Raw genomic sequence first — 23,691 nt, forward strand, 5'->3', positions numbered from 1 at the left:
AGCAATGTCCCAACAACCCCACGTTCATGGCCCCGACTGCAACCACGATCATGACCATCATCACGATCACGGCCATGTGCACGGCCCGCACTGCAACCACGGCCACCAGGAGCCGGTGCGCAACGCGCTGAAGGACGTCGGCCGCAACGACCCATGCCCCTGCGGCAGCGAGAAGAAATTCAAGAAGTGCCACGGCGCCTGATCCAAGGCGCCGCGCAGGGCTTCGCTAGCGGTAGTGAAGCCCGGCCACCTTGCGCGGCAACAGCAGTGCAGTTGCCAGCAGCAACCCCAGGCACAGTGCCATGCACAGCACGTTCGTGCCCCCCCAACCCACCAAGTCCAGCAGCAACGATGGGCTGAAGGCACCTACGGTCGCGCACACCGCTATCGCCAAATCGTTCTTGCCCTGCATCTGCATGGCACCCGGGCTGTTCTGCAGCGTCTGCGCCAGCAGCGCCCCGCCCCCCACATAGGTCAGGTTCCAGCCAAGGCCCAGGGCAATCAGTGAAACCGTCATCACCGCATAGCTGCTTGAACCCATGTTCAGAGCAGTGCACGCGATCAGCAGCATCAACCCCCCACAGATCGTGGCCCTGATACCCAGCCGCTGGATGATCGCCCCGGTGAAAAACGACGGCGCGAACATGGCGACCACATGCCACTGGATGGCCAGGCGAACGTCGGAAAAGTCTTCATGCATATGCTTCATGTGCAGGGATGCCTGGATCATCAGCAGGTTCATGATGCCGTACCCCAAGGCCGCAACTCCCATCGCCACTGCAATGCCCGGCGTGATGCCATGCCCGGGAGGGCTCAGCGGTGACCGGGGCGCGGTAGCGGGCGCAACCTGGCCATCAACTGGCAAGCACATGGCGATCACCAGCGACACCAGGGCCAGGGCGGTGAAGGCGGCGTAGCACAATGAAAACAGCGGGAACCCACCGGCATCGCGCAGCCATTCGGTAAGGGCAGGCCCGACAACGGCGGCAATCACCCCACCCGCCACCACCAGTGAAAGCGCCTTGGGTTTGAGGTGCTGCGCCAGGTTGTCAGTGGCAGCAAAGCGGTTGAAGTTGGCAAAGGCGATGTACACGCCCAACGCCGAGTGGCTGGCCACCAACGCGCCAAACTGCTGATGCTCCACCGCCAGGAAGCCGCAGACGCCGGACACGGCCAGCGGCAATGCCCCCAACATGAACGCGCGTTTGCGGCCAATACGCGCCATGAGCCGGGACACCGGGTAGGTCGCCAGCATCACGAACAGAAACTGGAACCCGTACGGCACAGTCGACCAGGCCGCTGCCGGGGCCAGCGCAGCCCCCACAATGGCAGCCATGGTCACCGACATCACGGCAGTGGTGAGGTTGACCGACTGGGCCAGAAAATACAGGTACGTGCGTGCGGGAAGGGTTGTGCTCATGGTGGCTCGCTGAGGGTAAAAGGGGTGACAGCAACAGCGTCGCACCGTTGACGACGTTTTCGGCAAACAGTCGACGCGCTTTACAGCTAACTGTTAGGGTGTTTTTTCTAACACCCGCAGGAAAGCCCCCGTGCCGCAATACGACCTATTCGAGCAGTTGAAGCAGCGCCTGACAGCCGGTGAATGGCTACCCGGGCAACGCATGCCGTCCATTCGCAAACTCACCATGGCAACGGGTGGCACCTACCACGAGGTGGTTTCCAGCTATGCCCGCCTGGTCAGCGAAGGGCTGCTCACGGCGGTGCCCGGGCGTGGCTACTTTGTGGCCACTGGCACCCGACCCGCCGAAACGGGCGAGCCCACTGGCGACATGGCGCAAGATCCGCTTTTCAAGCTGTTGCAAGGTGGGCAGCACTTCACCAAGCTGGGCAGCGGCTGGCTGCCCCCTGCCTGGCGTGATACCGAACTGCTGGCCAAGGCGATCCGCCGTACCGCCCGGCTGGAACAAAGCTCGCTGGCTGAATACGGGGATATCCAGGGTTACCTGCCCATGCGCAAGCAGCTGTGCATGCACCTCGGTCGGCTGACCCGCATCGAGGCACACCCTCATCAGCTGCTGACTACCCTGGGGGCCACCCAGGCGCTGGACCTGGTGGCACGCCTGCTGATCAGCCCAGGCGACCACGTGTTCGTGGACGAGCCGGGCAATGGCAACCTGATCAAGCTGATCCAGCTGGCCGGCGGCCACGTGGTAGGCATCCGCCGCACAGCCGACGGGCCAGACCTGGAAGACATGAAACAGCACCTGGCCAGGCACAAGGTGAAGGCGTTCTTCTGCAACAGCACCTTCCACAACCCGACCGGCGGCACCATCAGCCCCCACAATGCGTTCGGCGTGCTGCGCCTGGCCGTGGAACACGATTTCTTCGTGGTCGAAGACGATGTGTACGGCGACTTCAGCCCGGGGGTGCGCCAAACCTTCGCCGAGCTGGACAACCTGCAGCGGGTCATCTATATCGGCAGTTTTTCCAAATGCCTTTCGGCATCGCTGCGGGTGGGTTACATCGCCTGCCCGCCGCACCTGGTAGCGCCGCTGATGCGCCTGAAGCTGTTGACGTGCGTCGCAGTGCCGGCGTTTTGCGAACGCTTCGTCAACACCATTCTCAGCGACGGTACCTACGCCCGACACATGAATGATGTGCAGCAGCGCCTGATCCACCAGCAGGCGCACACCCAACGCGTGCTGCTCAAACACGGCTGGCATTTCGACATAAGCGCCCAAGGCGGCATGTTCCTCTGGGTATCGCACCCTGACCTTGCCGACCTGCAACCCTTCATGCGCCGGCTGGAACAGCAACGGGTACTGCTGATGCCAGGCAAGGCATTTGCGGTGACACGTGACTACCAGCGTCATACGCGCATCAACTGCACGCACTTTTCAGACGGCGTAGCCGAGCTTTTCAGGGTGTAAGTGGACGCCGGCAAATAAACCGCCCGCTGACCTTGCACGACGCCTGCGCGCTCACTACCTTTAGCGCCTTTCCAAACCCGCAATGCCTTGCAGGAGCCCTTGCCATGGCCGCCCCCGCCTTCCCCCCTTTCCGCCTGCGCTTCGCAACGGCTTTGACGCTGCTCGGCACCCTGGGCCTGGCCGGTTGCCAGACTGGCGCCCAGCAAGGCAGCGTGCCATCGGCCACGGGCGTGCAACCGCTCAAAGGCCTGGCGCAAAACGTCTCGGTACGGCGCAACCCCATGGGCGCGGCGCTGATTGAAAGCAGCAGCTTCCACGACGCCTTGTTCAGCCTGGGTTACGTGCATGCCGGTGACCGGATCGAGCAGATGGTTGCCATGCGCCTGTTGGCCCAGGGGCGGCTGGCTGAACTTGCCGGTGCCGATGCGCTGGACATCGACCGCCTGATGCGGGCGGCCAACCTCAAGCAGAGCGCGGCCCAGCAATACGCCGACGCTTCGCCGCGCCTCAAGCGGTTTTTCGAGGTGTATGCGCGGGGGGTAAACGCTTACCTGTTCCGCTATCGCGACAAGCTGCCCGCTGGTCTGGCCGACAGTGGCTACCGCCCGGAGTACTGGAAGCCTGAGGATTCGGCGCTGATTTTCAGCCTGTACGCATTCAGCCAGTCGGTGAACCTGCAAGAAGAACTCAGCGCCCTGACGTTGGCGCAAAAAGTGGGCAGCGACAACGTGGCCTGGCTGCTGCCCGGCGCACCCGACGAGCCCCTGGCCACCGGGGAAACCGACAAGCTCAAGGGCCTCAACCTGGCCAGCCAGTTGCCCGGCCTGCAAGCCCTGGCGGCGGCCAGCCAGAAACTGGCGGACCTGGACCTGCTCGGCAGCCCAGGTTCGGCCAACCTGGCCATCGGCCCGCAACACAGCCGCAGCGGCAAGAGCCTGCTGGCCAGTGACAGCCGTGCCATCTGGGCCCTGAGCCCGGTCCAGATCCACACCCGCAAGTACCAGGTGGCAGGCTTGTCGCTGCCCGGCCTGCCCATCGTGCTGTCGGGTTACAACGGCCAACTGGCCTGGAGCAGCAGCGCGGTGATGGCTGACAACCAGGACCTGTTCCTCGAGCAATTGCGCCGCCAGGGCAACCAGCTCAGCTACCTGGCCGATGGCAAGTGGCTGCCCGCCCGCGCCCGCACCGAGACATTCCTGGTGCGCGGCCAGCGCCCTCAACGTGAAGTGATGTACGAAACCCGCCACGGCACCCTGCTGGCCCAACCGCCCGGCGCCGGCCTTGGTCTTGCCCTGAACCTGCCGCAATCCAAGGGTGATCGCAGCCTGGATGCGCTGTTCGACCTGACCCGTGCCAAGAATGTGGAGCGTGCCTTCGACAGTACACGCGAGGTCACGGCGGCTGCGCTGAACTTCGTGTTCGCCGAGCCCGGCCATATCGCCTGGCAAGTCAGCGGGCGTTACCCCAACCGCCGCGAAGGCCAGGGCCTGCTGCCCTCGCCGGGCTGGGACGGGCGCTACGACTGGGACGGCTATGCCGATACCATGCTGCACCCCTACGACCAGGACCCGACCGCCGGCTGGATCGGCCATGCCAACCAGCGCAGCCTGCCCAAAGGCTACGGCATGCAGCTGTCCAGCACCTGGTACTACCCGGAACGGGCCGAGCGCCTGGGCCAACTGGCGGGCAACGGCCGCCACGACAGCCGCAGCCTGATGGCCCTGCAGAACGACCAGGTGACCTTGTTGGCCGGCAAACTCAAGCAGATGTTCGAAGCCCCCGGCATGGCCCAGCCCCTGAAACAGGCCATCGACGCCCTGCCCGCCGCACAGCGTGACAAGGCACGCGACGCGCTGGCCCGGCTCAAGGCCTTCGACGGGCGCATGAGCCCGGTGTCCGCCGATGCGGCGCTGTATGCGCTGTTTCTGCAGGCATTTGCCCGGGAAACCTTCCTGGACGAACTGGGGCCAGAGTCCGGCGCTGCCTGGCAAGCCTTTGTCAGCAATGCCCGCCTGTCGTACTCGGCCCAGGCCGACCACTTGCTTGGCCGCGATGACAGCCCATTCTGGGACGACCGCACCACGCCACAGAAAGAAGACAAACCCGCCATCCTTGCCCGCAGCCTCGCGGCGGCGGTGGATGCAGGCACCGCGCAACTGGGCGCAGACCGCCGCGCCTGGCAGTGGGGCAAGCTGCACCAGTGCCGCTGGCCTGCGCCTGCCTACCATGGCCTGGGGGATGCCATCAGCCGCCCACCACAAGCCGCCGGTGGCGACTTCAGCACCCTGGCGCTGACCCCGTACGCTTGGGGCAGCGGTTTCGACACCCACCTGCCCGCTTCAGCGCGCATGGTGGTCGACTTCGGCCAGGCCGAACCCCTCCAGGTACTGACCAGCAGCGGGCAGTCTGGCAACCCGGCCAGCGCCCATTACAGTGACGGCCTGGACGCCTGGTTCAAGGGGCGCTTCATGGTGTTGCCGCTGCAGCCGCAGAACTTCGCCCGGGCCTACGGCAACCAGCGCCTCACCTTGGTGCCGGGCAAATAAGCGGTACGGCGCGCGTGCGGGCTGTGCAGCGGGGGCGGTGATACCACCGGTCGAACTTCCCTTCGCTGCCGTGGCTCCTAACTGGTAACTCCCAACCAGCGTACGTGCCATGGACCTTGTCATTGCCCGCCCAGAAGGCCTGTATTGCCCGCCCGGTGATTTCTATATCGACCCGTGGCGGCCGGTGGACAGGGCCGTCATCACCCATGGCCATGGCGACCATTCCCGCTCCGGCAACCTCCACTACCTTACCGCCGAACCTGGCGCCGGCATTCTGCGAAGCCGCCTGGGCAAGGACATCAACCTGCAGACCCTGCCCTACGGCGAACGCCTGCAACACCACGGTGTAACCCTGAGCCTGCACCCGGCAGGGCATGTGCTGGGGTCGGCGCAGGTACGCCTGGAGTACCAGGGCGAGGTGTGGGTAGCGTCCGGGGACTACAAGGTCGAGCCCGACGGCACCTGCACGCCGTTCGAGCCAGTGCGTTGCCATACCTTCATCACCGAGTCCACCTTTGGCCTGCCCATCTACCGCTGGCCCACCCAGGCCGATATCTTTGCCGGCATCAATACCTGGTGGCGGGCCAACAGCGAACAGGGCAAGGCCAGTGTGTTGTTCTGCTATGCCTTCGGCAAAGCCCAACGGATTCTCCATGGGCTAGACCCCAGCATCGGCCCTATCCTGGTGCACGGCGCCGTCGAGCCGCTCAACCGCGTGTACCGCGAAGCCGGGGTGTACCTGCCCGAAACCCGCTACGCCGGTGACATTGCGCGCAACGACCCGTTGCTGCGCAAGGCGCTGGTGCTGGCCCCCCCATCAGCCGGGGGCAGCAGCTGGATGCGCCGCTTCGGCGACTACAGCGATGCCTTTGCCAGTGGCTGGATGCTGCTGCGGGGCACACGGCGCCGGCGCGGCGTCGACCGCGGCTTCGTGTTGTCTGACCACGCCGACTGGCCAGGGCTGCTGTGGGCCATCGGGCAGACAGGGGCCGAGCGGGTGATGGTGACCCACGGCTCGGTCAGCGTGCTGGTGCGCTACCTGATGGAACAGGGCCTGGACGCCCGCGCCTTCGTCACCGAGTACGGCGAAGAAGACGATGCAGCCACCACGGAGACCGGCACATGAAAGCGTTCGCCGAACTGTATCTGCGCCTGGACAGCACCACCTCCAGCAATGCCAAGCTCGAGGCCTTGCGGGGCTATTTCGCCAGCGCACCCGCCGAGGATGCCGCCTGGGCTGTGTATTTTCTGGCAGGCGGCCGGCCGCGTCAGCTGGTGCCCACCCGGGTGCTGCGCGAGCTGGCCGGGGCCTTGGCCGGGTTGCCTGACTGGCTGTTCGAAGAAAGCTACCAGGCAGTGGGCGACCTTGCCGAAACCATCTCCCTGCTATTGCCAGAAAGCCACCAGCAAGACCAGGAAGGCCTGGCTCACTGGGTTGAAAACCACCTGCTGCCATTGCGCGGCCTGCCACCTGAAGACATCCAGCAGCGCCTGCCACCGCTCTGGGCACGCCTGGACCGCCCCAGCCTGATGCTGTGCCTGAAACTCATCACGGGCAGTTTTCGTGTGGGCGTCTCGAAGCTGCTGGTCACCCGTGCCCTGGCGCAACTGGCGGAGCTGGATGCCAAACGGGTGGCGCAGCGGCTGGTAGGCTACACCGACATCAGCCACCGCCCGACCGCTGCCAGCTACCAGCAGTTGATTGCCCCCGAGTCTGCCGACGAGCACAGCCAGCGCGGTGGCCAGCCGTATCCGTTCTTCCTCGCTCACCCGCTGCAAGCCCCTACCGAGCAGTTCGAGGCGCTGCTCGGGCCGCCAGGCGACTGGCAGATCGAGTGGAAGTGGGACGGTATCCGCGCCCAAGTGGTCAAGCGTGACGGCCAGCTGTGGGTGTGGTCGCGGGGCGAGGAACTGGTCACCGAGCGCTTCCCCGAACTGCAAAGCCTGGCACAGACCCTGCCCGACGGTGTGGTGCTCGATGGCGAGATTCTGGTGTGGAAGCCCGGCACTACCGATGCCGACCTGGCGGTGCAACCCTTCGCCCTGTTGCAACAGCGGCTGGGCCGCAAGACGCTGGGCAAGAAGCTGCTGAGCGAGGCCCCGGTAGTGCTACAGGCCTACGACCTGCTGGAATGGCAAGGCGAAGACTGGCGCAGCCGCCCGCAGCATGAACGGCGCAAGCAGCTGGAAAACGTGCTGGAGGCCTGCCCACTGGCCCCGGTGCTGCTTTCGCCACTGCTTGAGGGCCCTGACTGGGCCGACCTCGCCCGCCAGCGCGAGCAGTCGCGCAGCCTGGGGGTCGAGGGGCTGATGCTCAAGCAGCGTGAAGCCCTGTATGGCGTGGGCCGCACCAAGGACATGGGCACCTGGTGGAAATGGAAGATCGACCCTTTCAGCGTGGATGCCGTGCTGATCTATGCCCAGCGCGGCCATGGCCGCCGGGCAAGCCTTTACAGCGACTACACCTTCGCCGTCTGGGATGCCCCGGCCGGCACACCCGGGCGCAGCCTGATCCCCTTCGCCAAGGCCTACTCGGGCCTTACCGACGAAGAAATGCGCAAGGTCGACGCGATCGTGCGCAAGACTACCCAGGAAACCTTCGGCCCGGTGCGCAGCGTCACCCCAACCCTGGTATTCGAGTTGGGTTTTGAGGGGATCGCCTTGTCCAAGCGCCATAAAAGCGGTATTGCCGTGCGCTTCCCGCGCATGCTGCGCTGGCGCCAGGACAAGCCCGTGGACGAAGCGGATGACCTGGCCACCCTGCAGGCCTTGTTGGTCTGAACCGCCGCGTCTGCGCTAAGCGTCGCGTAAACCGATAAGCACATGCCGTGAAACTGTGCTTCTATCTGTAAGCCGACCCGTGTCGCAGCACGTTCTCGCCATGCACTCAGGACCAACATGCACCACTCTACCCACGACTTGCTCTCACCCGTTCCGGGTATCACTCGCCAGATCCACAGCTTCCATTTCGGCCCCCGCGGTGGGCGCAAAGTGTATATCCAGGCCTCGCTGCACGCCGATGAATTACCCGGCATGCTGGTAGCGTGGCACCTCAAGCAGCGCCTGGTGGAACTGGAACAGCAAGGCCGCCTGCAGTGCGAAATCATCCTTGTTCCGGTGGCCAACCCGGTAGGCCTCGAACAGGTGCTGCTGGACGCACCCTTGGGGCGCTTCGAGCTGCAGAGCGGGCAGAACTTCAACCGCAATTTCGTCGACCTGTCCGACAGCATCGGTGACCAGATCGAAGCGCACCTGAACCAGGACCCGGCGCACAACACTGCACTGATACGCGAGTACCTGCGCCGTGGCCTGGACGCTCACCCCGCGCGTACGCCTCTGCAGGCCCAGCGGCTTATCCTGCAGCGCCTAGCCTGCGATGCCGAGCTGGTCATAGACTTGCACTGCGATTTTGAAGCAGTCGAACACCTGTACACCACGCCGGATGCCTGGCCGCAGATTGAGCCGCTGGCCCGCTACCTGGGCACCCAGGCCAGCTTGCTGGCCACCGACTCGGGCGGGCAGTCGTTCGACGAGTGCTTCAGCCTGGTGTGGTGGCAACTGCAGCAACGCTTCGGCAAGCGCTTCCCAATCGCGCTGGGGTGTTGCGCAGTGACCGTAGAGCTGCGCGGCCAGGCCGACGTCAGCCACGACCTGGCGCGTCAGGATGCCCAGGCGATCCTTAACTACCTCACCCATGCAGCCGTGATCGAAGGGGCCGCTCCCGCCCTGCCTGCCCTGCCCAGGCCTGCCACGCCGCTGGCAGCGGTGGAGCCAGTTACCGCTGCACTGGGCGGGTTGCTGGTGTACCACGCCAAACCTGGCGATTACCTGGCAGCTGGCCAGTTGATTGCCGAGGTGATCGACCCGCTCAGCGACCGGGTAACCGCGCTGCGTAATACCCAGCCGGGGCTGATGTATGCGCGCAGCACTCGGCGCATGGCTACCGCCGGTATGGTCATCGCCCATGTGGCCGGTGAGCAGGTATGCCGCAGCGGCTACCTGCTGGGTAACTGACCGGGTAAAACCAATGCAGCTTGCGGGTGGTCTGTAGAAGCACAGCCTTCGAGGGGCCACCTGTACGATGCCCGCCACTACCGATCTTGCCAACGCCTGGTTTGCCCAACGCGGCTGGAAGCCGTTCGCGTTCCAGCGGCGGGTCTGGGCCGCCGTCGAGCGGGGCGAGTCGGGGCTGCTCCATGCCAACACGGGCGCGGGCAAGACGTACGCCGTGTGGCTGGCCGCACTGCGGGCGTTCAAAGCCCAGGGCCAGGGGCGCCATGCTGCGCCGCTGCAGGTGATCTGGGTCACCCCCATGCGGGCCCTGGCGGCAGACACCGCCCGCGCCCTGCAGGCGCCCCTGGATGAAATGGGCCTGCCTTGGAGCGTAGGCGTGCGCAGCGGCGACACCGGCAGTGCCGAGCGCGCCCGACAAGCCCGGCGGATGCCCAGTGTGCTGGTGACCACCCCCGAGAGCCTGACATTGCTGCTGACCCGCGCGCAGGCCAGTGCCGACTTCGCCACCCTGCGCATGGTGGTGGTGGACGAATGGCATGAGCTGCTGGGCAACAAGCGCGGTGTGCAGTTGCAACTGGCCTTGGCGCGCCTGCGTCACTGGCACCCTGGGCTGCCCACCTGGGGGCTGTCGGCCACCCTGGGCAACCTGCAGCACGCGCTGGATGTGCTGCTGCCCCAGGGTGGGCAGCTGGTACGCGGGCGCCAGGACAAGGCCTTGCTGGTCGATACCCTGCTGCCCGCCTCGATCGAGCGCTTTCCGTGGGCCGGGCACATGGGCCTGAAGATGCTCGGCCAAGTGGCCGAGGAGATCGACACCAGCAGCAGTTGCCTGGTGTTCACCAATACCCGTGCACAGGCCGAAATCTGGTACCAGGCCCTGCTCGAATTGCGCCCCGACTGGGCCGGCCTGATCGCCCTGCACCACGCCAGCATGGCCCGTGAAACCCGCGACTGGGTAGAACGCAGCCTCAAGCAGGGTGGCCTGAAAGCGGTGATCTGCACGTCCAGCCTGGACCTGGGGGTGGATTTTCTGCCGGTCGAGCGGGTGCTGCAAATCGGCTCGGCCAAAGGCATTGCCCGTCTCATGCAACGGGCCGGGCGCTCGGGGCATGCGCCAGGGCGCCGTTCACGGATTACCCTGGTGCCCACCCATAGCCTGGAGCTGGTCGAAGCTGCCGCCGCTCGCCAGGCATTGGCCGAAGGCCATATCGAAGCCCGCCGTTCGCCGCGGTTGTGCATGGACGTTCTGGTGCAGCATTTGGTCAGCATGGCCCTGGGCAGTGGCTTCGATGCCCAGGCACTGTTGGCGGAAGTACGCAGTACCTGGGCGTTTGCCGAACTGCGTGACAGCCAGTGGCAGTGGGCACTGGACTTCGTCTGCCATGGCGGCAGCTCGCTCACGGCCTACCCCGATTATCAGCGGGTCGAAGCACAGCCAGACGGTGTGTACAAGGTTGCCAGCGAACGGCTGGCGCGTCGCCATCGCATGAGTATCGGCACCATCGTCAGCGATGCCAGCCTGCACCTCAAATACTGGAGCAAAGGCGGCGGTGGCAAGGGGCTGGGCAGCGTCGAGGAAGCCTTCATTGCACGCTTGCGGCCAGGTGACACCTTCGTGTTCGCCGGGCGCGTGCTGGAACTGGTGCGCGTCGAGAACATGACAGCGTATGTACGGCGCAGCACGGCGCGCAAGGCTGCAGTGGCACGCTGGAATGGCGGGCGCATGCCGCTTTCGAGCGAGCTGGCCGACGCACTGGTGCAACAGCTGGATGCCGCCGCCCATGGCCGCTACGACGGCCCAGAGATGCGCGCAGTACGGCCATTGCTGGCGCTGCAAGCCCATTGGTCGTCATTGCCGACGTGTACAACGCTGCTGGCCGAGACGTTCAAATCCCGCCAGGGCTGGCACCTGTTCATGTACCCGTTCGCCGGTCGCATGGCCAACATGGGGCTGGCCAACCTGATCGCCTGGCGCGTGAGCCGTGAGCAGCCCTTGTCGGTGTCCATCGCCGTGAATGACTATGGCTTCGAACTGCTCAGCCCCGGCCAGGTGGACTGGGCAACCTACCTGCCCCGCGCGCTCAGCCCGGAGCATCTGCTGGATGACGTACTGGCCAGCCTCAATGCCGGCGAAATGGCGCTGCGCCGCTTCCGCGAAATTGCCCAGATCTCTGGGCTGGTCTTCGGCGGGTACCCAGCAGCGCAGAAGAGCATGCGCCAGATACAGGCCTCCAGTGGGTTGTTTTACGAAGTATTTCGCAAGCACGACGCGGGCAACCTGCTGCTGGGGCAAGCGCGTGACGAGGTGCTCAATGAGGAACTGGAAATCGAGCGGCTGCATCGGCAGTTGTTGAAGATGGCAGGCCTGAAGCTGGACCTGCAGGTACTGGAACGCACCGGGCCGCTGGCCTTCGCGTTGCTGGTGGAAGGCATGCGCGAAACCCTTTCTACCGAAAAGCTGGCGGACCGCATCGCGCGGATGGTCGCCGAACTGGAGAGTGCAGCAGGTTGAGGCAATTGACGAATACCACGCGGTGTCGGGTTCTACGGTCTGTAACGTGCACGGGCCAGCGGCCAAGGGGGCGGCCATGACCACCCATTGCGCAATCGAGTTGTGCGGCCAGAAACTTTGGTTGCTGCCGGACAAGGCGATTTACTGGCCCGCCCGCCGGGCGCTGTTGGTAGCCGACGTGCATATCGGCAAGGCCGCCAGTTATCGCGCCCTGCACCAACCCGTGCCACGGGGCACCACCCAGGCCACCCTGGCCAGGCTCGATACCTTGCTGGCTGAGCATGAATGCGAGCTGCTCATCGTGCTAGGGGACTTTCTACATGCGCGTACGGCGCGCGCGCCTGCCACGCTGGCGCTGGTGCAGGCGTGGCGAGAACGCCTTCCACAGCTAAGCATCGTGCTGATCCGCGGCAACCACGACCGCCATGCTGGGGACCCACCCGTTTCACTGGGGATCGATGTGGTTGATGAGCCTTGGATAATGGGGCCCTTTGCGCTGCAACACGAGCCCGAAGCGCACCCTACGCATACCGTGCTGGCAGGCCACGTGCACCCCGCATTCGTACTGCGTGGCAAAGCGCGTCAGCGCCTGCGCCTGCCCTGTTTCGTGATCGACAACAACGTGTGCCTGCTGCCGGCCTTCGGCGAGTTCACCGGCGGCTGGGAAATTGAGCCCACCCAGGCCAGCCGCATTTATCTGGCTGGCGCAGGGCGCGTGTGGCCGCTGTAGCAGCCGTCAGGCTACGGGGGCGGGTGGCGGCTCATCCGGCAAGGTTGGCTCGCCGGGTTCCATCGGCGGCGTATCGCCAGGCTGACCCGGCTGTGGTGTATCCGGGTCGGGCTGACCCGGCACGCCCCCCGCATGCATGGGCAAGGGCTGAGCCAGCAGCGACCACGACAGCAATCCGATGTGATTGGGCTGCAGGCCTGCCAGCTTTGCACTGATGGTGGGATGGAGTTTCATTGGCACCTCCTGACATCAGCCGATAAGCGTCATGCATACCGGCACGGTTACAGGTTGGAGTGCCAAAGGCGCGTGAAATTCCCCGCGCCGGTCGGGTCAGGTGCGCGGCAGGGTCACACCGCGCTGGCCCTGGTACTTGCCGCCGCGGTCTTTGTAGGACACTTCGCACTCTTCGTCCGACTGCAGGAACAGCATCTGGGCCACGCCTTCGTTGGCGTAGATCTTCGCCGGCAGCGTGGTGGTGTTGGAGAACTCCAGGGTCACGTGGCCTTCCCACTCGGGTTCGAGCGGCGTCACGTTGACGATGATGCCGCACCGGGCGTAGGTGCTCTTGCCCAGGCAGATGGTCAGCACGTCGCGGGGGATGCGGAAGTACTCCACGGTGCGGGCCAGGGCGAACGAGTTGGGGGGGATGATGCACACGTCGCTCTTGATGTCGACGAAGCTGCCCTCATCGAAATTCTTGGGGTCGACGGTGGCCGAGTTGATGTTGGTGAACACCTTGAATTCGTCGGCGCAGCGAACGTCGTAGCCGTAGCTGGACACGCCGAAGGAGATGACCCGGCTGTCTTGCTCACCGCGGACCTGGCGTTCGACGAACGGCTCGATCATGCCGTGTTCCTGCGCCATGCGGCGAATCCACTTGTCCGATTTGATGCTCATGGCGGGCTGTCCTGAAAGAAGGTGCAAGGTAAAAATACAGACGCGCATCTTACCGGTCCTGGCCCGGTCTTCAAAGTTTCATCCGTATCAGGGCTGCAATCCACGCAGGCCGGGGCTTGCAGCTGCCACCGATCTGAATTTGGGTAAAGCCGCTTCTGACCATTGGCAGGTTGCAGAAAGTGGGGTAAGGTGGCGCCACTGTGCTGCACGTGACACCGAGAATCTCTAGTTTGATGCACGATCCTGATCGGCCCATCGCTGAATTTTCTGCTCTCTTTGCGCTCAGTCCCGGGCAGGGTTTTTCCTGACCGTAATTAAATTGTCCAAGGAGACAGAAAAATGTCCAACCGTCAATCCGGTGTTGTCAAGTGGTTCAACGATGAGAAAGGCTACGGCTTCATCACCCCTCAGTCGGGCGACGACCTGTTCGTGCACTTCAAAGCCATCCAAGCTGACGGCTTCAAAACCCTGAAAGAAGGCCAGGCTGTTACTTTCGTCGCTACCCGCGGCCAGAAAGGCATGCAGGCTGAAGAAGTTCAGATCGCCTAAGTCGATCTAGCTTCCCGGCTTTCAAAAAAACCCGCCTCATGGCGGGTTTTTTCATGCCTGGCATTTGAGGGTGTGGCGCCGCTGGCGCGGCGCAGGTGGCTCAGTCGTCGCTAACGGTGATGCTCGGCATGGCAGGGGCTGTGGCTTCACGCAGCACGATGCGCGCACCCACCTGCCGGGCCAGTTCCTGGTAGATCATGGCGATCTGGCTGTCCGGCTCTGCAATCGCCGTCGGCTTGCCGTTGTCAGCCTGCTCGCGAATCAGCATCGACAAGGGCAACGAAGCCAGCAGGTCGACGCCGTACTGGGCTGCCAGTTTTTCACCGCCGCCCTCACCGAACAGGTGCTCGGCATGGCCACAGTTCGAGCAGATGTGCACAGCCATGTTCTCGACCACACCCAACACCGGGATGTTGACCTTGCGGAACATCTCCACACCTTTACGCGCATCCAGCAGTGCCAGGTCCTGCGGGGTGGTGACGATCACCGAACCTGCCACCGGCACCTTCTGCGCCAGCGTCAGCTGAATGTCGCCCGTGCCCGGTGGCATGTCGATGACCAAGTAGTCCAGGTCGTCCCAGGCGGTCTGCGTGACCAGTTGCAACAGCGCGCCCGATACCATCGGGCCACGCCACACCATGGGCGTGTTGTCATCGGTCAGGAAGGCCATGGACATCACTTCGACGCCATGGGCCTTGATCGGCACGAACCACTTCTGCTCGCGAATCTGCGGGCGGGTACCCTCGGCGATGCCGAACATCACACCCTGGCTGGGGCCGTAGATATCGGCATCCAGAATACCCACGCGCGCGCCTTCGCGGGCCAGCGCCAAGGCCAGGTTGGCCGCTGTGGTGGACTTGCCAACCCCCCCCTTGCCCGACGCAACGGCAATGATGTTCTTGACGTTGGCCATCGCTGGCACCTGGGCCTGGCCCTTGTGCGGGGCGATCACGCAATCGATGGCAACCTGGGCGCCGGCAACCCCCTCAAGGTTGCCGATGGCGGTCTGCAGCACCTGAGCCCAGCCCTGCTTGAACAGCCCGGCGGCGTAGCCCAGTTGCAACTGTACGTTGACCTGCCCGCCGTCGATCTCGATGGCACGCACACAGCCGGCGCTGACCGGGTCCTGGTTGAGGTAGGGGTCGGTGTACTGGCGAAGCACGCCTTCGACGGCGGCGCGGGTGACGGCACTCATGAACACTCCCATTGGCAAACTGAATGTAAAACAGGCGCCTATCCTAACCCGTCAATCGTCAACAGATGCGTGCGCGGGGTGAAATATCTTCGCCAGCCCTTTATAGTGGCCGATCATCCTCATTTTCACCCCGTCGCCAGGAAAGTAGCCGAGCCACCATGTCCGAGCCACGTCAGATTCTCGTCACCAGCGCCTTGCCCTATGCCAATGGATCGATCCACCTTGGCCATATGCTCGAGTACATCCAGACAGACATGTGGGTTCGCTTCCAGAAAATGCGCGGCAACCAGTGCATCTACGTCTGCGCTGACGATGCCCACGGCTCGGCAATCATGCTGCGTGCCGAAAAGGAAGGCATCACCCCGGAGCAGTTGATCGCCAATGTGCAGGCCGAGCACAGCGCCGATTTTGCCGACTTCCTGGTGGATTTCGACAACTTCCACTCGACCCACAGCGAAGAGAATCGCGAGCTGTCGAGCATGATCTACACCCGCCTGCGCGAAGCCGGTCACATTGCCACCCGTTCGGTGACCCAGTACTTCGACCCAGAAAAAGGCATGTTCCTGGCCGACCGCTTCATCAAGGGCACCTGCCCCAAATGTGCGGCCGAGGACCAGTACGGCGACAACTGTGAAAAGTGTGGCGCTACCTATGCGCCTACCGAACTGAAAGACCCGAAATCTGCTATTTCCGGGGCCACCCCGGTGCTGCGCGATTCCCAGCATTTCTTCTTCAAGCTGCCTGATTTCCAGGCCATGCTGCAGCAGTGGACCCGCAGCGGCACACTGCAGGACGCCGTCGCCAACAAACTGGCCGAGTGGCTGGATGCAGGCTTGCAGGAGTGGGATATCTCCCGTGACGCGCCGTATTTCGGCTTCGAGATCCCAGGGGAGCCAGGCAAGTACTTCTACGTGTGGCTGGACGCACCGATCGGTTACATGGCCAGCTTCAAGAACCTGTGCGCCCGCCGCCCGGAGCTGGATTTCGACGCGTTCTGGAGCCAAGGCTCCAAGGCCGAGCTGTACCACTTCATCGGCAAGGACATCGTCAACTTCCACGCCCTGTTCTGGCCCGCCATGCTTGAGGGTGCCGGCCTGCGCAAGCCCACGGCAGTGAACGTGCACGGCTACCTCACCGTCAACGGCGCCAAGATGTCCAAGTCGCGCGGTACCTTCATCAAGGCCCGTACCTACCTCGATCACCTGCAGCCCGAGTACCTGCGCTACTACTACGCAGCCAAGCTGGGCCGTGGCGTCGACGACCTGGACCTCAACCTCGAAGACTTCGTGCAGAAGGTGAACTCCGACCTGGTGGGCAAGGTGGTCAACATCGCCAGCCGCTGCGCCGGGTTCATTCACAAAGGCAACGGCGGTGTGATGGTGGCCGGTGATGCGGCGCCCGAGCTCACGCAGGCCTTCCTGGCGGCAGCCCCTTCCATCGCCGAAGCCTACGAGGGCCGCGACTTCGGCCGCGCCATGCGCGAAATCATGGCCCTGGCCGACCGCGCCAACGCCTGGATCGCCGACAAGGCCCCCTGGTCGCTGGCCAAGCAGGAAGGCAAGCAGGACGAAGTGCAGGCCATTTGCGCCCAGGGCGTGAACCTGTTCCGCCAGCTGGTGATTTTCCTGAAACCGGTACTGCCGGTGCTGGCGGCGGACGCCGAGGCTTTCCTCAACGTGCCACCTCTGGCCTGGGGCGACCATGCCACGCGCCTGGAGAACCACACGCTGAACCCGTTCAAGGCGTTGATGAGCCGCATCGAACCTGCCAAGGTCGAAGCCATGGTCGCAGCCAGCAAGGAAGACCTGCTGGCCGCCGAGGCCAAGGTTACGGTCGGTAATGGCGAACTGGCCAAGGACCCGTTGGCCGACGAGATCGAATTCGATACCTTTGCCGCCGTCGACCTGCGCGTGGCGCTGATCGTCAAAGCCGAGGCAGTTGCCGGCGCCGACAAGCTGCTGCAACTGACCCTAGATATCGGCGACGAACGCCGCAACGTGTTCTCGGGTATCAAGTCGGCCTACCCAGACCCGTCCAAGCTTGAAGGCCGCCTGACCATGATGGTGGCCAACCTCAAACCCCGCAAAATGCGCTTTGGGGTGTCTGAAGGCATGGTCATGGCTGCCGGCCCTGGCGGTGAAGAGATCTACCTGCTGAGCCCCGACAGCGGCGCCAAGCCAGGCCAGCGCATCAAGTAACTGTCGACCGGGGCCGCTGATGCGGCCCCACTCTCGAACAGCGGGCAGTGGCCAGGGGCGCCGGCCGCCCTCACGCATTACTTGGCTGATGCCTGGCTCGTCTGCCCATCAACGCCTTCCAGGAACACCTCGACACCATGAATGCCGCCAAACGCCTGGAAATCTTCCGCCGGCTGCACGAAGACAACCCCGACCCCAAGACCGAGCTCGCCTACACCACGCCGTTCGAACTGCTGGTCGCGGTAACCCTGTCGGCCCAGTCCACCGACGTGGGGGTTAACAAGGCCACCGCCCGCCTGTTTCCAGTAGCCAACACTCCCGAGGCCATCCATGCCCTCGGCGTAGAAGGCCTTAGCCAGTACATCAAGACCATCGGCCTGTACAACAGCAAGGCCAAGAATGTGATCGAGGCGTGCCGCCTGTTGATCGAGCGTCATGGCGGCCAGGTGCCAGAAACCCGCGAAGCCCTGGAGGCCCTGCCCGGTGTCGGGCGCAAGACGGCCAACGTGGTACTCAACACGGCCTTCCGCCAGCCGACGATGGCCGTGGACACCCACATCTTCCGGGTCAGCAACCGCACCGGCATCGCACCGGGCAAGACCGTACTGGAAGTGGAAAAGAAACTGGTCAAGTTCGTGCCCAAGGACTACCTGCTCGACGCCCACCACTGGTTGATCCTGCACGGGCGTTACGTATGCCAGGCCCGCAAGCCGCGCTGTGGAAGCTGCCGTATCGAGGACTTGTGCGAATACAAGCACAAAACCAGTGACGATTGAACCGATAGCTGAAAACAGCCCGTCCCGATTGAAAAAATCTTTTTTACCAGCGTGCGCTTTCTGGTTATAAGGTCGGCCATCGGCCCCTTGGCTTGGAGCGACGCATGAGTACCGACAAAGACGACCTGTCGATCGAAGATGATTTTGTTGCCACTGAGGAGGATGCAGAGCCTCAAGTGGAACCGGCAAAGACCAACCTGAGCAAACGTCGCACCATCGATAACCTGCTTGAGGAACGCCGCCTGCAGAAGCAGTTGGCTGATTTCGACTACGACTTCTAGCCTTGGCAAAGCCTCCCTGCAGGAGGCTTTACCCATGAGGATCAGTTCAGCCCCTGCCGCTGCGCCAGTTCGATAAGGTCCACCAGGGAACGTGCATTGAGCTTGAGCAGCAGCCGAGACTTGTAGGTACTGACCGTTTTGTTGCTCAGGTACATGCTGTCGGCTATTTCCTTGTTGGACCGCCCCCTTGCCAGTTGCTGCAACACCGTCATCTCACGCGCCGAGAGGCGGTTGACCATCTCTGTTTCGCTACCTCCGCCCCTGCCACGCGAGGCATGCAGTGCCTGGTTGGGGAAATAGCTGTAGCCCGACAGTACAGCCTTGATGGCGCTGAGCAACTCGGTGAGTTCCTGCTGCTTGCACACATAGCCTGCCGCCCCCGCCTGCATGCAGCGCATGGAGAAGTTACCCGGCGCCTGGGAGGTCAGCACCAGCACCTTGCTGCCCGGGCTGGAGCTGGCCATGCGCGCGATTACCTCAAGGCCATCGAGCTTGGGGATACCAATGTCCAGTACCACGATGTCCGGGAGATGCTGCCGGGTGAGCTGCAGGGCCGCCACCCCGTTGTCGGTCTCTGCGACTACGTCATACCCATGTCGCTCCATCAGCATGCGTACGGCCAGACGTATCACCGGATGATCGTCCACGATAAGCACTTTGTTCATGCGATATCCATTCATTGCTGTTGCGTTAGTGCGCCACGATAACCGACAGAAGTAAGGATGGCGCGGGGTTTTATCTTGGAAATAGATGAACAGAAGGGCCTTACAGCACTTACAGAAATTTCCTACAACTAATAATTATAGTTGTAACAAGACTATTATCTAGACCTGCAAGTAAGCGTAACAGCGCCACCCACTCGATACGATTGGAATAAGTAACAATAGCTTGGGCGATAGTGGAAACTATAAAGCCGAAAATGAGGTTCATCGGGCAAATCAGGGGATATTTCCCAGCCGGGGAAACAGTGCAGGCTTCTACGTGAGCAGCCGTGTAGGGTAATCATGGGTCCACTCCGCAGGAGACGGCCCCATGCCACAAGTACAACCAGTTGCCCCGCTGACCATCATCGCCATCTTCGCCGGCATTATCGAAGCCTCCGCGCTCGCCACATTGCCGTTCTTGAGCGAGGCCAGCCAGAAGCTCTACACGTGGTTCCTGGTCGGCTTCCCGTTTTTTCTAACGGCATTGTTCTTCTTGACGCTGAACTTCAATTACAAGTCGTTCTACAGCCCCGCCCTTCCCCGGGCGGCCTCGGCTGATGGGGCACCCACACGCGATACGGATTCAAAAACGGCAGCATTGAACAATGAACCGATAAACGCCGAGCAGGTGACCTTCATGTTTTCCGGGCCAGATGCCTGCCAATTACTCGAAAAGCAACTGCTGCTCACGTTGGCCGAGCCCGCGGAACCGGCACGCACCTGGCAATTCTGCAACCTGCAAACATGCCAACGCATTCGCCTTTCCATCAGCCCGATGAACACGCCGAGCCCCGCTGTGGCGAGCTGAGCGCGCTTTCACGCATAAAAAACCCCCGCACAGGGCGAGGGTTCTTCAGGCAGCCGTTGACGCTTAGAGCATCGAGCGACCTTTGTTCGCCGCAATGCGCATGCGCAGCGCATTGAGCTTGATGAAGCCGGCAGCGTCCTCCTGGTTGTAGGCGCCCCCGTCTTCTTCAAACGTTGCGATGTTGGCATCGAACAGCGAGTCGTCCGATTTGCGGCCAACCACGGTCACGTTGCCCTTGTACAGCTTCAGGCGAACCACGCCATTCACGTTCACCTGCGAAGCATCGATCATTTTCTGCAGCATCAGGCGCTCTGGGCTCCACCAGTAGCCGGTGTAGATCAGGCTGGCGTACTTGGGCATCAGCTCATCCTTGAGGTGAGCCACTTCACGGTCCAAGGTGATCGACTCGATGGCACGGTGTGCCTTGAGCATGATGGTGCCGCCAGGGGTCTCGTAGCAGCCGCGCGACTTCATGCCCACATAACGGTTCTCGACGATATCCAGACGGCCGATACCGTTGGCGCCGCCGATGCGGTTGAGGTCGGCCAGCACGGTCGCAGGGGTTTTCTCTACACCGTCGATGGCGACGATGTCACCGTTGCGGTAGGTGAGTTCGATGTAAGTCGCCTGGTCTGGGGCACTTTCCGGGGACACGCTCCAACGCCACATGTCTTCTTCGTGCTCGGTCCAGGTGTCTTCCAGCACACCGCCCTCATAGGAAATGTGCAGCAGGTTGGCGTCCATCGAGTAAGGCGACTTCTTCTTGCCATGGCGCTCGATCGGGATGCCGTGCTTTTCGGCGTAGTCCATCAGCTTCTCGCGGGACAGCAGGTCCCACTCACGCCATGGCGCAATCACCTTCACGCCTGGCTTGAGAGCATAGGCACCCAGTTCGAAGCGAACCTGGTCGTTGCCTTTGCCAGTAGCACCGTGGGAAATGGCATCGGCGCCGGTTTCGTTGGCGATCTCGATCAGGCGCTTGGCGATCAGCGGACGGGCGATGGAAGTACCCAGCAGGTACTCACCCTCGTAGACGGTGTTGGCACGGAACATCGGGAACACGAAGTCGCGAACGAATTCTTCGCGCAGGTCGTCGATGTAGATCTCCTTGACGCCCATCGCCTGAGCTTTGGCGCGCGCCGGCTCGACCTCTTCGCCCTGCCCCAGGTCAGCGGTGAAGGTCACCACTTCGCAGTTGTAGGTATCTTGCAGCCACTTGAGAATCACCGAAGTATCAAGGCCGCCGGAATACGCCAGTACGACCTTTTTTACGTCCGCCATGCCATCACTCCACGGGGTTGTACGGAAAAGGCCCGATTCTAACGGCGTTGCGTGCGGATTTACAGTGGCGCGACAGCTTCTGACGACAAAGCGACAAGAAATTATGGCGGCGCGACGGAGTTTCAGGCCTCAGGGTGCCTTGGCAGCCGGTGCCTGGGCCGGTGCTGCAGCGCCAGCGCCCGTCGCAGCAGGTGCCACGGCAGGTGCCGCCTGCTGCGCGGGTTTCTCAGCCGGCTTTTCTGCCACGGCAACGCGCTCCAGTTCAATACTGACGCGTCGATTGCGTGCTCGGTTCGCGGCCGTGGAGTTCTTCGCCAGCGGATAACGTTCGCCGTGGAAGCGCACCGTGATGTGTTCCTCCGGCACGCCGTGAGCAATCAGGTAATCTGCCACGGCCAAGGCACGACGGCGCGACAGGTCGCGGTTGGTCAGGCGGTTGCCGCTGTTGTCCGAGTGGCCATTGAGTTCCACCTGGTTGACCGTGGGGTCGGCCTTCATATAGTCCAGGATCACGTCCAGGCGCGCCTTGGCGTTCTGGTCCAGGTCGATACCCCCGCCTGGGAAGCCGACCTGGGTCTGGCGCACCTGGTCGTAATTGACCGGCAGCAGCTTGGCCGCACACACCTGGTAATCGCCATAGGCCTTGGCGAAACTGACCGGTAACACGCGCACCTCCATCGGCCTGCCGCCCTCGCCGGTAAAGTTGCGCACCACGGTGCTGCGTCCGTCCAGCAGGCCGTTTATCAAGCGGCTGGCCTGGCCTTGGGACGAGCTGAACAACAGCCCCGTGCGCGCCAGCCGCACATTGCCCAGGTTGATGTCACCCCGCCCGGGCTGCCACGGCGCCGCCGCTGCCAGCAGGCTGGCGCCGCCGGCGCCCAATGCGTTGCTGTCCGAGCGCAACTGGAAGACCGGTTGTTCGCCGGCACGGCGCACGAACTCGCCACTGCCGAAACCCTCGATGGGCTGGATGAGCCGGCATTCGAACAGGTCACCTTCGACCTTCCAGGCGATATTCTCCATGCGCGTCTGGAATGTCAGCGCGCCGGCCGGCAGGCTGGCGCACAAGGTGAACAGGGCTAGGTAACGCTGGCGCACAGGTGGCTCCACAGAGTTCGACAACTTACTTTCAGGCTATCGGACAGCACGCGGAAAACTTGATACCCGTGCTCGCCCGGGGGTTTTCCGGTAGCATTGCGCCTTGAGTTCGACCCGCCTGGAATCCTCAATGTCCGATCGCCTGACCCTCCTGCGCCCCGACGACTGGCACATCCATCTGCGTGATGGTGCCGTCTTGCCCCACACCGTTGGTGATGTGGCGCGTACCTTCGCCCGCGCCATCATCATGCCCAACCTGGTACCACCGGTGCGCAATGCCGCTGAAGCCCAAGCCTACCGTGAACGCATCCTGGCGGCGCGGCCGGCCGGCAGCCGGTTCGAGCCTTTGATGGTGCTGTACCTCACCGACCGCACCAGCCCCGAGGACATCCGGGCCGCCAAGGCCAGCGGCTTCGTGCATGCGGCCAAGCTGTACCCGGCAGGCGCCACCACCAACTCCGATTCGGGCGTGACCAGCATCGACAACATCTTCCCGGCCATCGAGGCGCTGGCAGAAGTCGGCATGCCGCTGCTGGTGCACGGTGAAGTCACCCGCAGCGAAATTGACGTGTTCGACCGCGAGAAGCGTTTCATCGACGAGCACATGCGCCGTCTGGTCGAGCGCTTCCCTACCTTGAAGGTCGTGTTCGAGCACATCACCACCGCGGATGCCGCCCAGTTCGTCACCGAGGCCTCGGCCAACGTCGGCGCCACCATCACCGCGCAGCATTTGCTGTACAACCGCAACCACATGCTGGTTGGCGGTATCCGCCCGCACTTCTACTGCCTGCCCATCCTCAAGCGCAACACCCACCAGGTGGCGTTGCTGGATGCTGCAACCAGCGGCAACCCAAAGTTCTTCCTGGGTACCGACTCGGCGCCCCATGCCCGCCACGCCAAGGAAGCCGCCTGCGGTTGTGCTGGCTGCTACACCGCTTATGCCGCCATCGAGCTGTATGCCGAGGCGTTCGAGCAGCGCAACGCACTGGACAAGCTGGAAGGCTTTGCCAGCCTTCATGGCCCGGCGTTCTATGGCCTGCCGGCGAACACCGACACCATCACCCTGGTGCGTGACGAATGGACCGCCCCTGACAGCCTGCCGTTTGGCGAGCAGACCGTGATTCCGCTGCGCGCTGGAGAAAAGCTGCGCTGGCGCCTGCTGGAGGAACGCGCGTGAGCGAAGACCTGTACGAAGACGACCTGGACACCCA

The 23,691-nt window shown here is 63.3% G+C and carries 21 protein-coding genes; 14 read left to right on the forward strand and 7 right to left on the reverse strand.

Translation table 11 applies throughout. From position 1 onward, the window contains the following. Window positions 1–4: 4 nt before the first annotated feature. On the forward strand, window positions 5–202 hold the full coding sequence (locus tag IAE36_RS16445) for an SEC-C metal-binding domain-containing protein (protein WP_009684590.1): 198 nt from the start codon (window positions 5–7) through the stop codon (window positions 200–202). A 24-nt stretch (window positions 203–226) separates the two neighbouring features. Here the strand turns inward: IAE36_RS16445 and IAE36_RS16450 are convergent, their stop codons facing one another. Then, window positions 227–1,420: an MFS transporter gene (locus IAE36_RS16450; protein ID WP_201213489.1), complete on the reverse strand. Its 1,194-nt coding sequence runs from the start codon at window positions 1,418–1,420 to the stop codon at window positions 227–229. 130 nt (window positions 1,421–1,550) lie between these two features. On the opposite strand from IAE36_RS16450, the gene IAE36_RS16455 reads away from it, so the two are divergent. The 7 genes from IAE36_RS16455 (at window position 1,551) to pdeM (ending at window position 12,693) form a co-directional block, all read left to right on the forward strand. Beyond that, entirely contained in the window at window positions 1,551–2,891 is a 1,341-nt protein-coding gene (locus IAE36_RS16455) for an aminotransferase-like domain-containing protein (RefSeq protein WP_201213490.1), read from the forward strand. Window positions 2,892–2,995: 104 nt separating this feature from the next. Beyond that, window positions 2,996–5,437 carry a penicillin acylase family protein gene (locus IAE36_RS16460; protein WP_201213491.1) on the forward strand — a complete coding sequence of 814 codons (2,442 nt, stop codon included), beginning with the start codon at window positions 2,996–2,998 and terminating at the stop codon, window positions 5,435–5,437. A gap of 109 nt (window positions 5,438–5,546) precedes the next feature. After that, entirely contained in the window at window positions 5,547–6,563 is a 1,017-nt protein-coding gene (locus IAE36_RS16465) for a ligase-associated DNA damage response exonuclease (protein WP_028633227.1), read from the forward strand. Continuing rightward, on the forward strand, window positions 6,560–8,218 hold the full coding sequence (locus tag IAE36_RS16470) for an ATP-dependent DNA ligase (protein WP_028633228.1): 1,659 nt from the start codon (window positions 6,560–6,562) through the stop codon (window positions 8,216–8,218). The genes IAE36_RS16465 and IAE36_RS16470 overlap by 4 nt, the downstream gene beginning before the upstream one ends. 117 nt (window positions 8,219–8,335) lie before the next feature. Beyond that, window positions 8,336–9,451 carry a succinylglutamate desuccinylase/aspartoacylase family protein gene (locus IAE36_RS16475; protein WP_201213492.1) on the forward strand — a complete coding sequence of 372 codons (1,116 nt, stop codon included), beginning with the start codon at window positions 8,336–8,338 and terminating at the stop codon, window positions 9,449–9,451. A 67-nt stretch (window positions 9,452–9,518) separates the two neighbouring features. After that, on the forward strand, window positions 9,519–11,963 hold the full coding sequence (locus IAE36_RS16480; protein WP_201213493.1) for a ligase-associated DNA damage response DEXH box helicase: 2,445 nt from the start codon (window positions 9,519–9,521) through the stop codon (window positions 11,961–11,963). 76 nt (window positions 11,964–12,039) lie between these two features. Beyond that, window positions 12,040–12,693, forward strand: a complete 654-nt coding sequence (gene pdeM, locus IAE36_RS16485; protein ID WP_201213494.1) for a ligase-associated DNA damage response endonuclease PdeM — start codon at window positions 12,040–12,042, stop codon at window positions 12,691–12,693. A gap of 6 nt (window positions 12,694–12,699) precedes the next feature. Here pdeM and IAE36_RS16490 read toward each other — a convergent pair whose 3' ends face one another. Further along, on the reverse strand, window positions 12,700–12,927 hold the full coding sequence (locus IAE36_RS16490) for a hypothetical protein (RefSeq protein WP_201213496.1): 228 nt from the start codon (window positions 12,925–12,927) through the stop codon (window positions 12,700–12,702). A 96-nt stretch (window positions 12,928–13,023) separates the two neighbouring features. Then, window positions 13,024–13,590: a dCTP deaminase gene (dcd, locus tag IAE36_RS16495; protein WP_028633233.1), complete on the reverse strand. Its 567-nt coding sequence runs from the start codon at window positions 13,588–13,590 to the stop codon at window positions 13,024–13,026. A 339-nt stretch (window positions 13,591–13,929) separates the two neighbouring features. Between dcd and IAE36_RS16500 the strand changes: the two genes are divergently transcribed. After that, a complete protein-coding gene (locus IAE36_RS16500) occupies window positions 13,930–14,139 on the forward strand; it encodes a cold-shock protein (RefSeq protein WP_003254922.1) in 210 nt (69 codons plus the stop codon). A 100-nt stretch (window positions 14,140–14,239) separates the two neighbouring features. On the opposite strand, the gene apbC is transcribed toward IAE36_RS16500, so the two are convergent. Next, a complete protein-coding gene (gene apbC / locus IAE36_RS16505) occupies window positions 14,240–15,334 on the reverse strand; it encodes an iron-sulfur cluster carrier protein ApbC (RefSeq protein WP_060482771.1) in 1,095 nt (364 codons plus the stop codon). A gap of 158 nt (window positions 15,335–15,492) precedes the next feature. On the opposite strand from apbC, the gene metG reads away from it, so the two are divergent. From metG to IAE36_RS16520, 3 genes are all read left to right on the forward strand, one after another. Further along, complete coding sequence (gene metG / locus IAE36_RS16510) at window positions 15,493–17,532, forward strand: methionine--tRNA ligase (protein ID WP_201213498.1); 2,040 nt, start codon at window positions 15,493–15,495, stop codon at window positions 17,530–17,532. A 137-nt stretch (window positions 17,533–17,669) separates the two neighbouring features. Then, window positions 17,670–18,308, forward strand: coding sequence for an endonuclease III (nth, locus tag IAE36_RS16515; protein WP_201213501.1), 639 nt, complete (start codon window positions 17,670–17,672; stop codon window positions 18,306–18,308). Between the two features lie 104 nt (window positions 18,309–18,412). Continuing rightward, on the forward strand, window positions 18,413–18,589 hold the full coding sequence (locus IAE36_RS16520; protein ID WP_028633237.1) for a PA3496 family putative envelope integrity protein: 177 nt from the start codon (window positions 18,413–18,415) through the stop codon (window positions 18,587–18,589). A 41-nt stretch (window positions 18,590–18,630) separates the two neighbouring features. On the opposite strand, the gene IAE36_RS16525 is transcribed toward IAE36_RS16520, so the two are convergent. After that, window positions 18,631–19,254 (reverse strand): response regulator transcription factor, encoded by a 624-nt coding sequence (locus tag IAE36_RS16525; RefSeq protein ID WP_060482769.1) that lies wholly within the window; start codon window positions 19,252–19,254, stop codon window positions 18,631–18,633. A 367-nt stretch (window positions 19,255–19,621) separates the two neighbouring features. Between IAE36_RS16525 and IAE36_RS16530 the strand changes: the two genes are divergently transcribed. Beyond that, a complete protein-coding gene (locus IAE36_RS16530; protein WP_201213503.1) occupies window positions 19,622–20,101 on the forward strand; it encodes a hypothetical protein in 480 nt (159 codons plus the stop codon). A 63-nt stretch (window positions 20,102–20,164) separates the two neighbouring features. Here the strand turns inward: IAE36_RS16530 and IAE36_RS16535 are convergent, their stop codons facing one another. Both IAE36_RS16535 and IAE36_RS16540 read right to left on the reverse strand, forming a co-directional pair. After that, window positions 20,165–21,382 carry an argininosuccinate synthase gene (locus IAE36_RS16535; RefSeq protein WP_028633240.1) on the reverse strand — a complete coding sequence of 406 codons (1,218 nt, stop codon included), beginning with the start codon at window positions 21,380–21,382 and terminating at the stop codon, window positions 20,165–20,167. Window positions 21,383–21,511: 129 nt separating this feature from the next. Further along, window positions 21,512–22,480, reverse strand: coding sequence for a flagellar protein MotY (locus tag IAE36_RS16540; protein ID WP_201213505.1), 969 nt, complete (start codon window positions 22,478–22,480; stop codon window positions 21,512–21,514). A 130-nt stretch (window positions 22,481–22,610) separates the two neighbouring features. On the opposite strand from IAE36_RS16540, the gene pyrC reads away from it, so the two are divergent. After that, window positions 22,611–23,657 carry a dihydroorotase gene (gene pyrC, locus IAE36_RS16545; protein ID WP_201164435.1) on the forward strand — a complete coding sequence of 349 codons (1,047 nt, stop codon included), beginning with the start codon at window positions 22,611–22,613 and terminating at the stop codon, window positions 23,655–23,657. The last annotated feature ends 34 nt before the right edge of the window (window positions 23,658–23,691 follow it).

This window comes from Pseudomonas sp. S36, assembly GCF_016647875.1.
Taxonomy (GTDB): Bacteria; Pseudomonadota; Gammaproteobacteria; order Pseudomonadales; family Pseudomonadaceae; genus Aquipseudomonas; species Aquipseudomonas parafulva.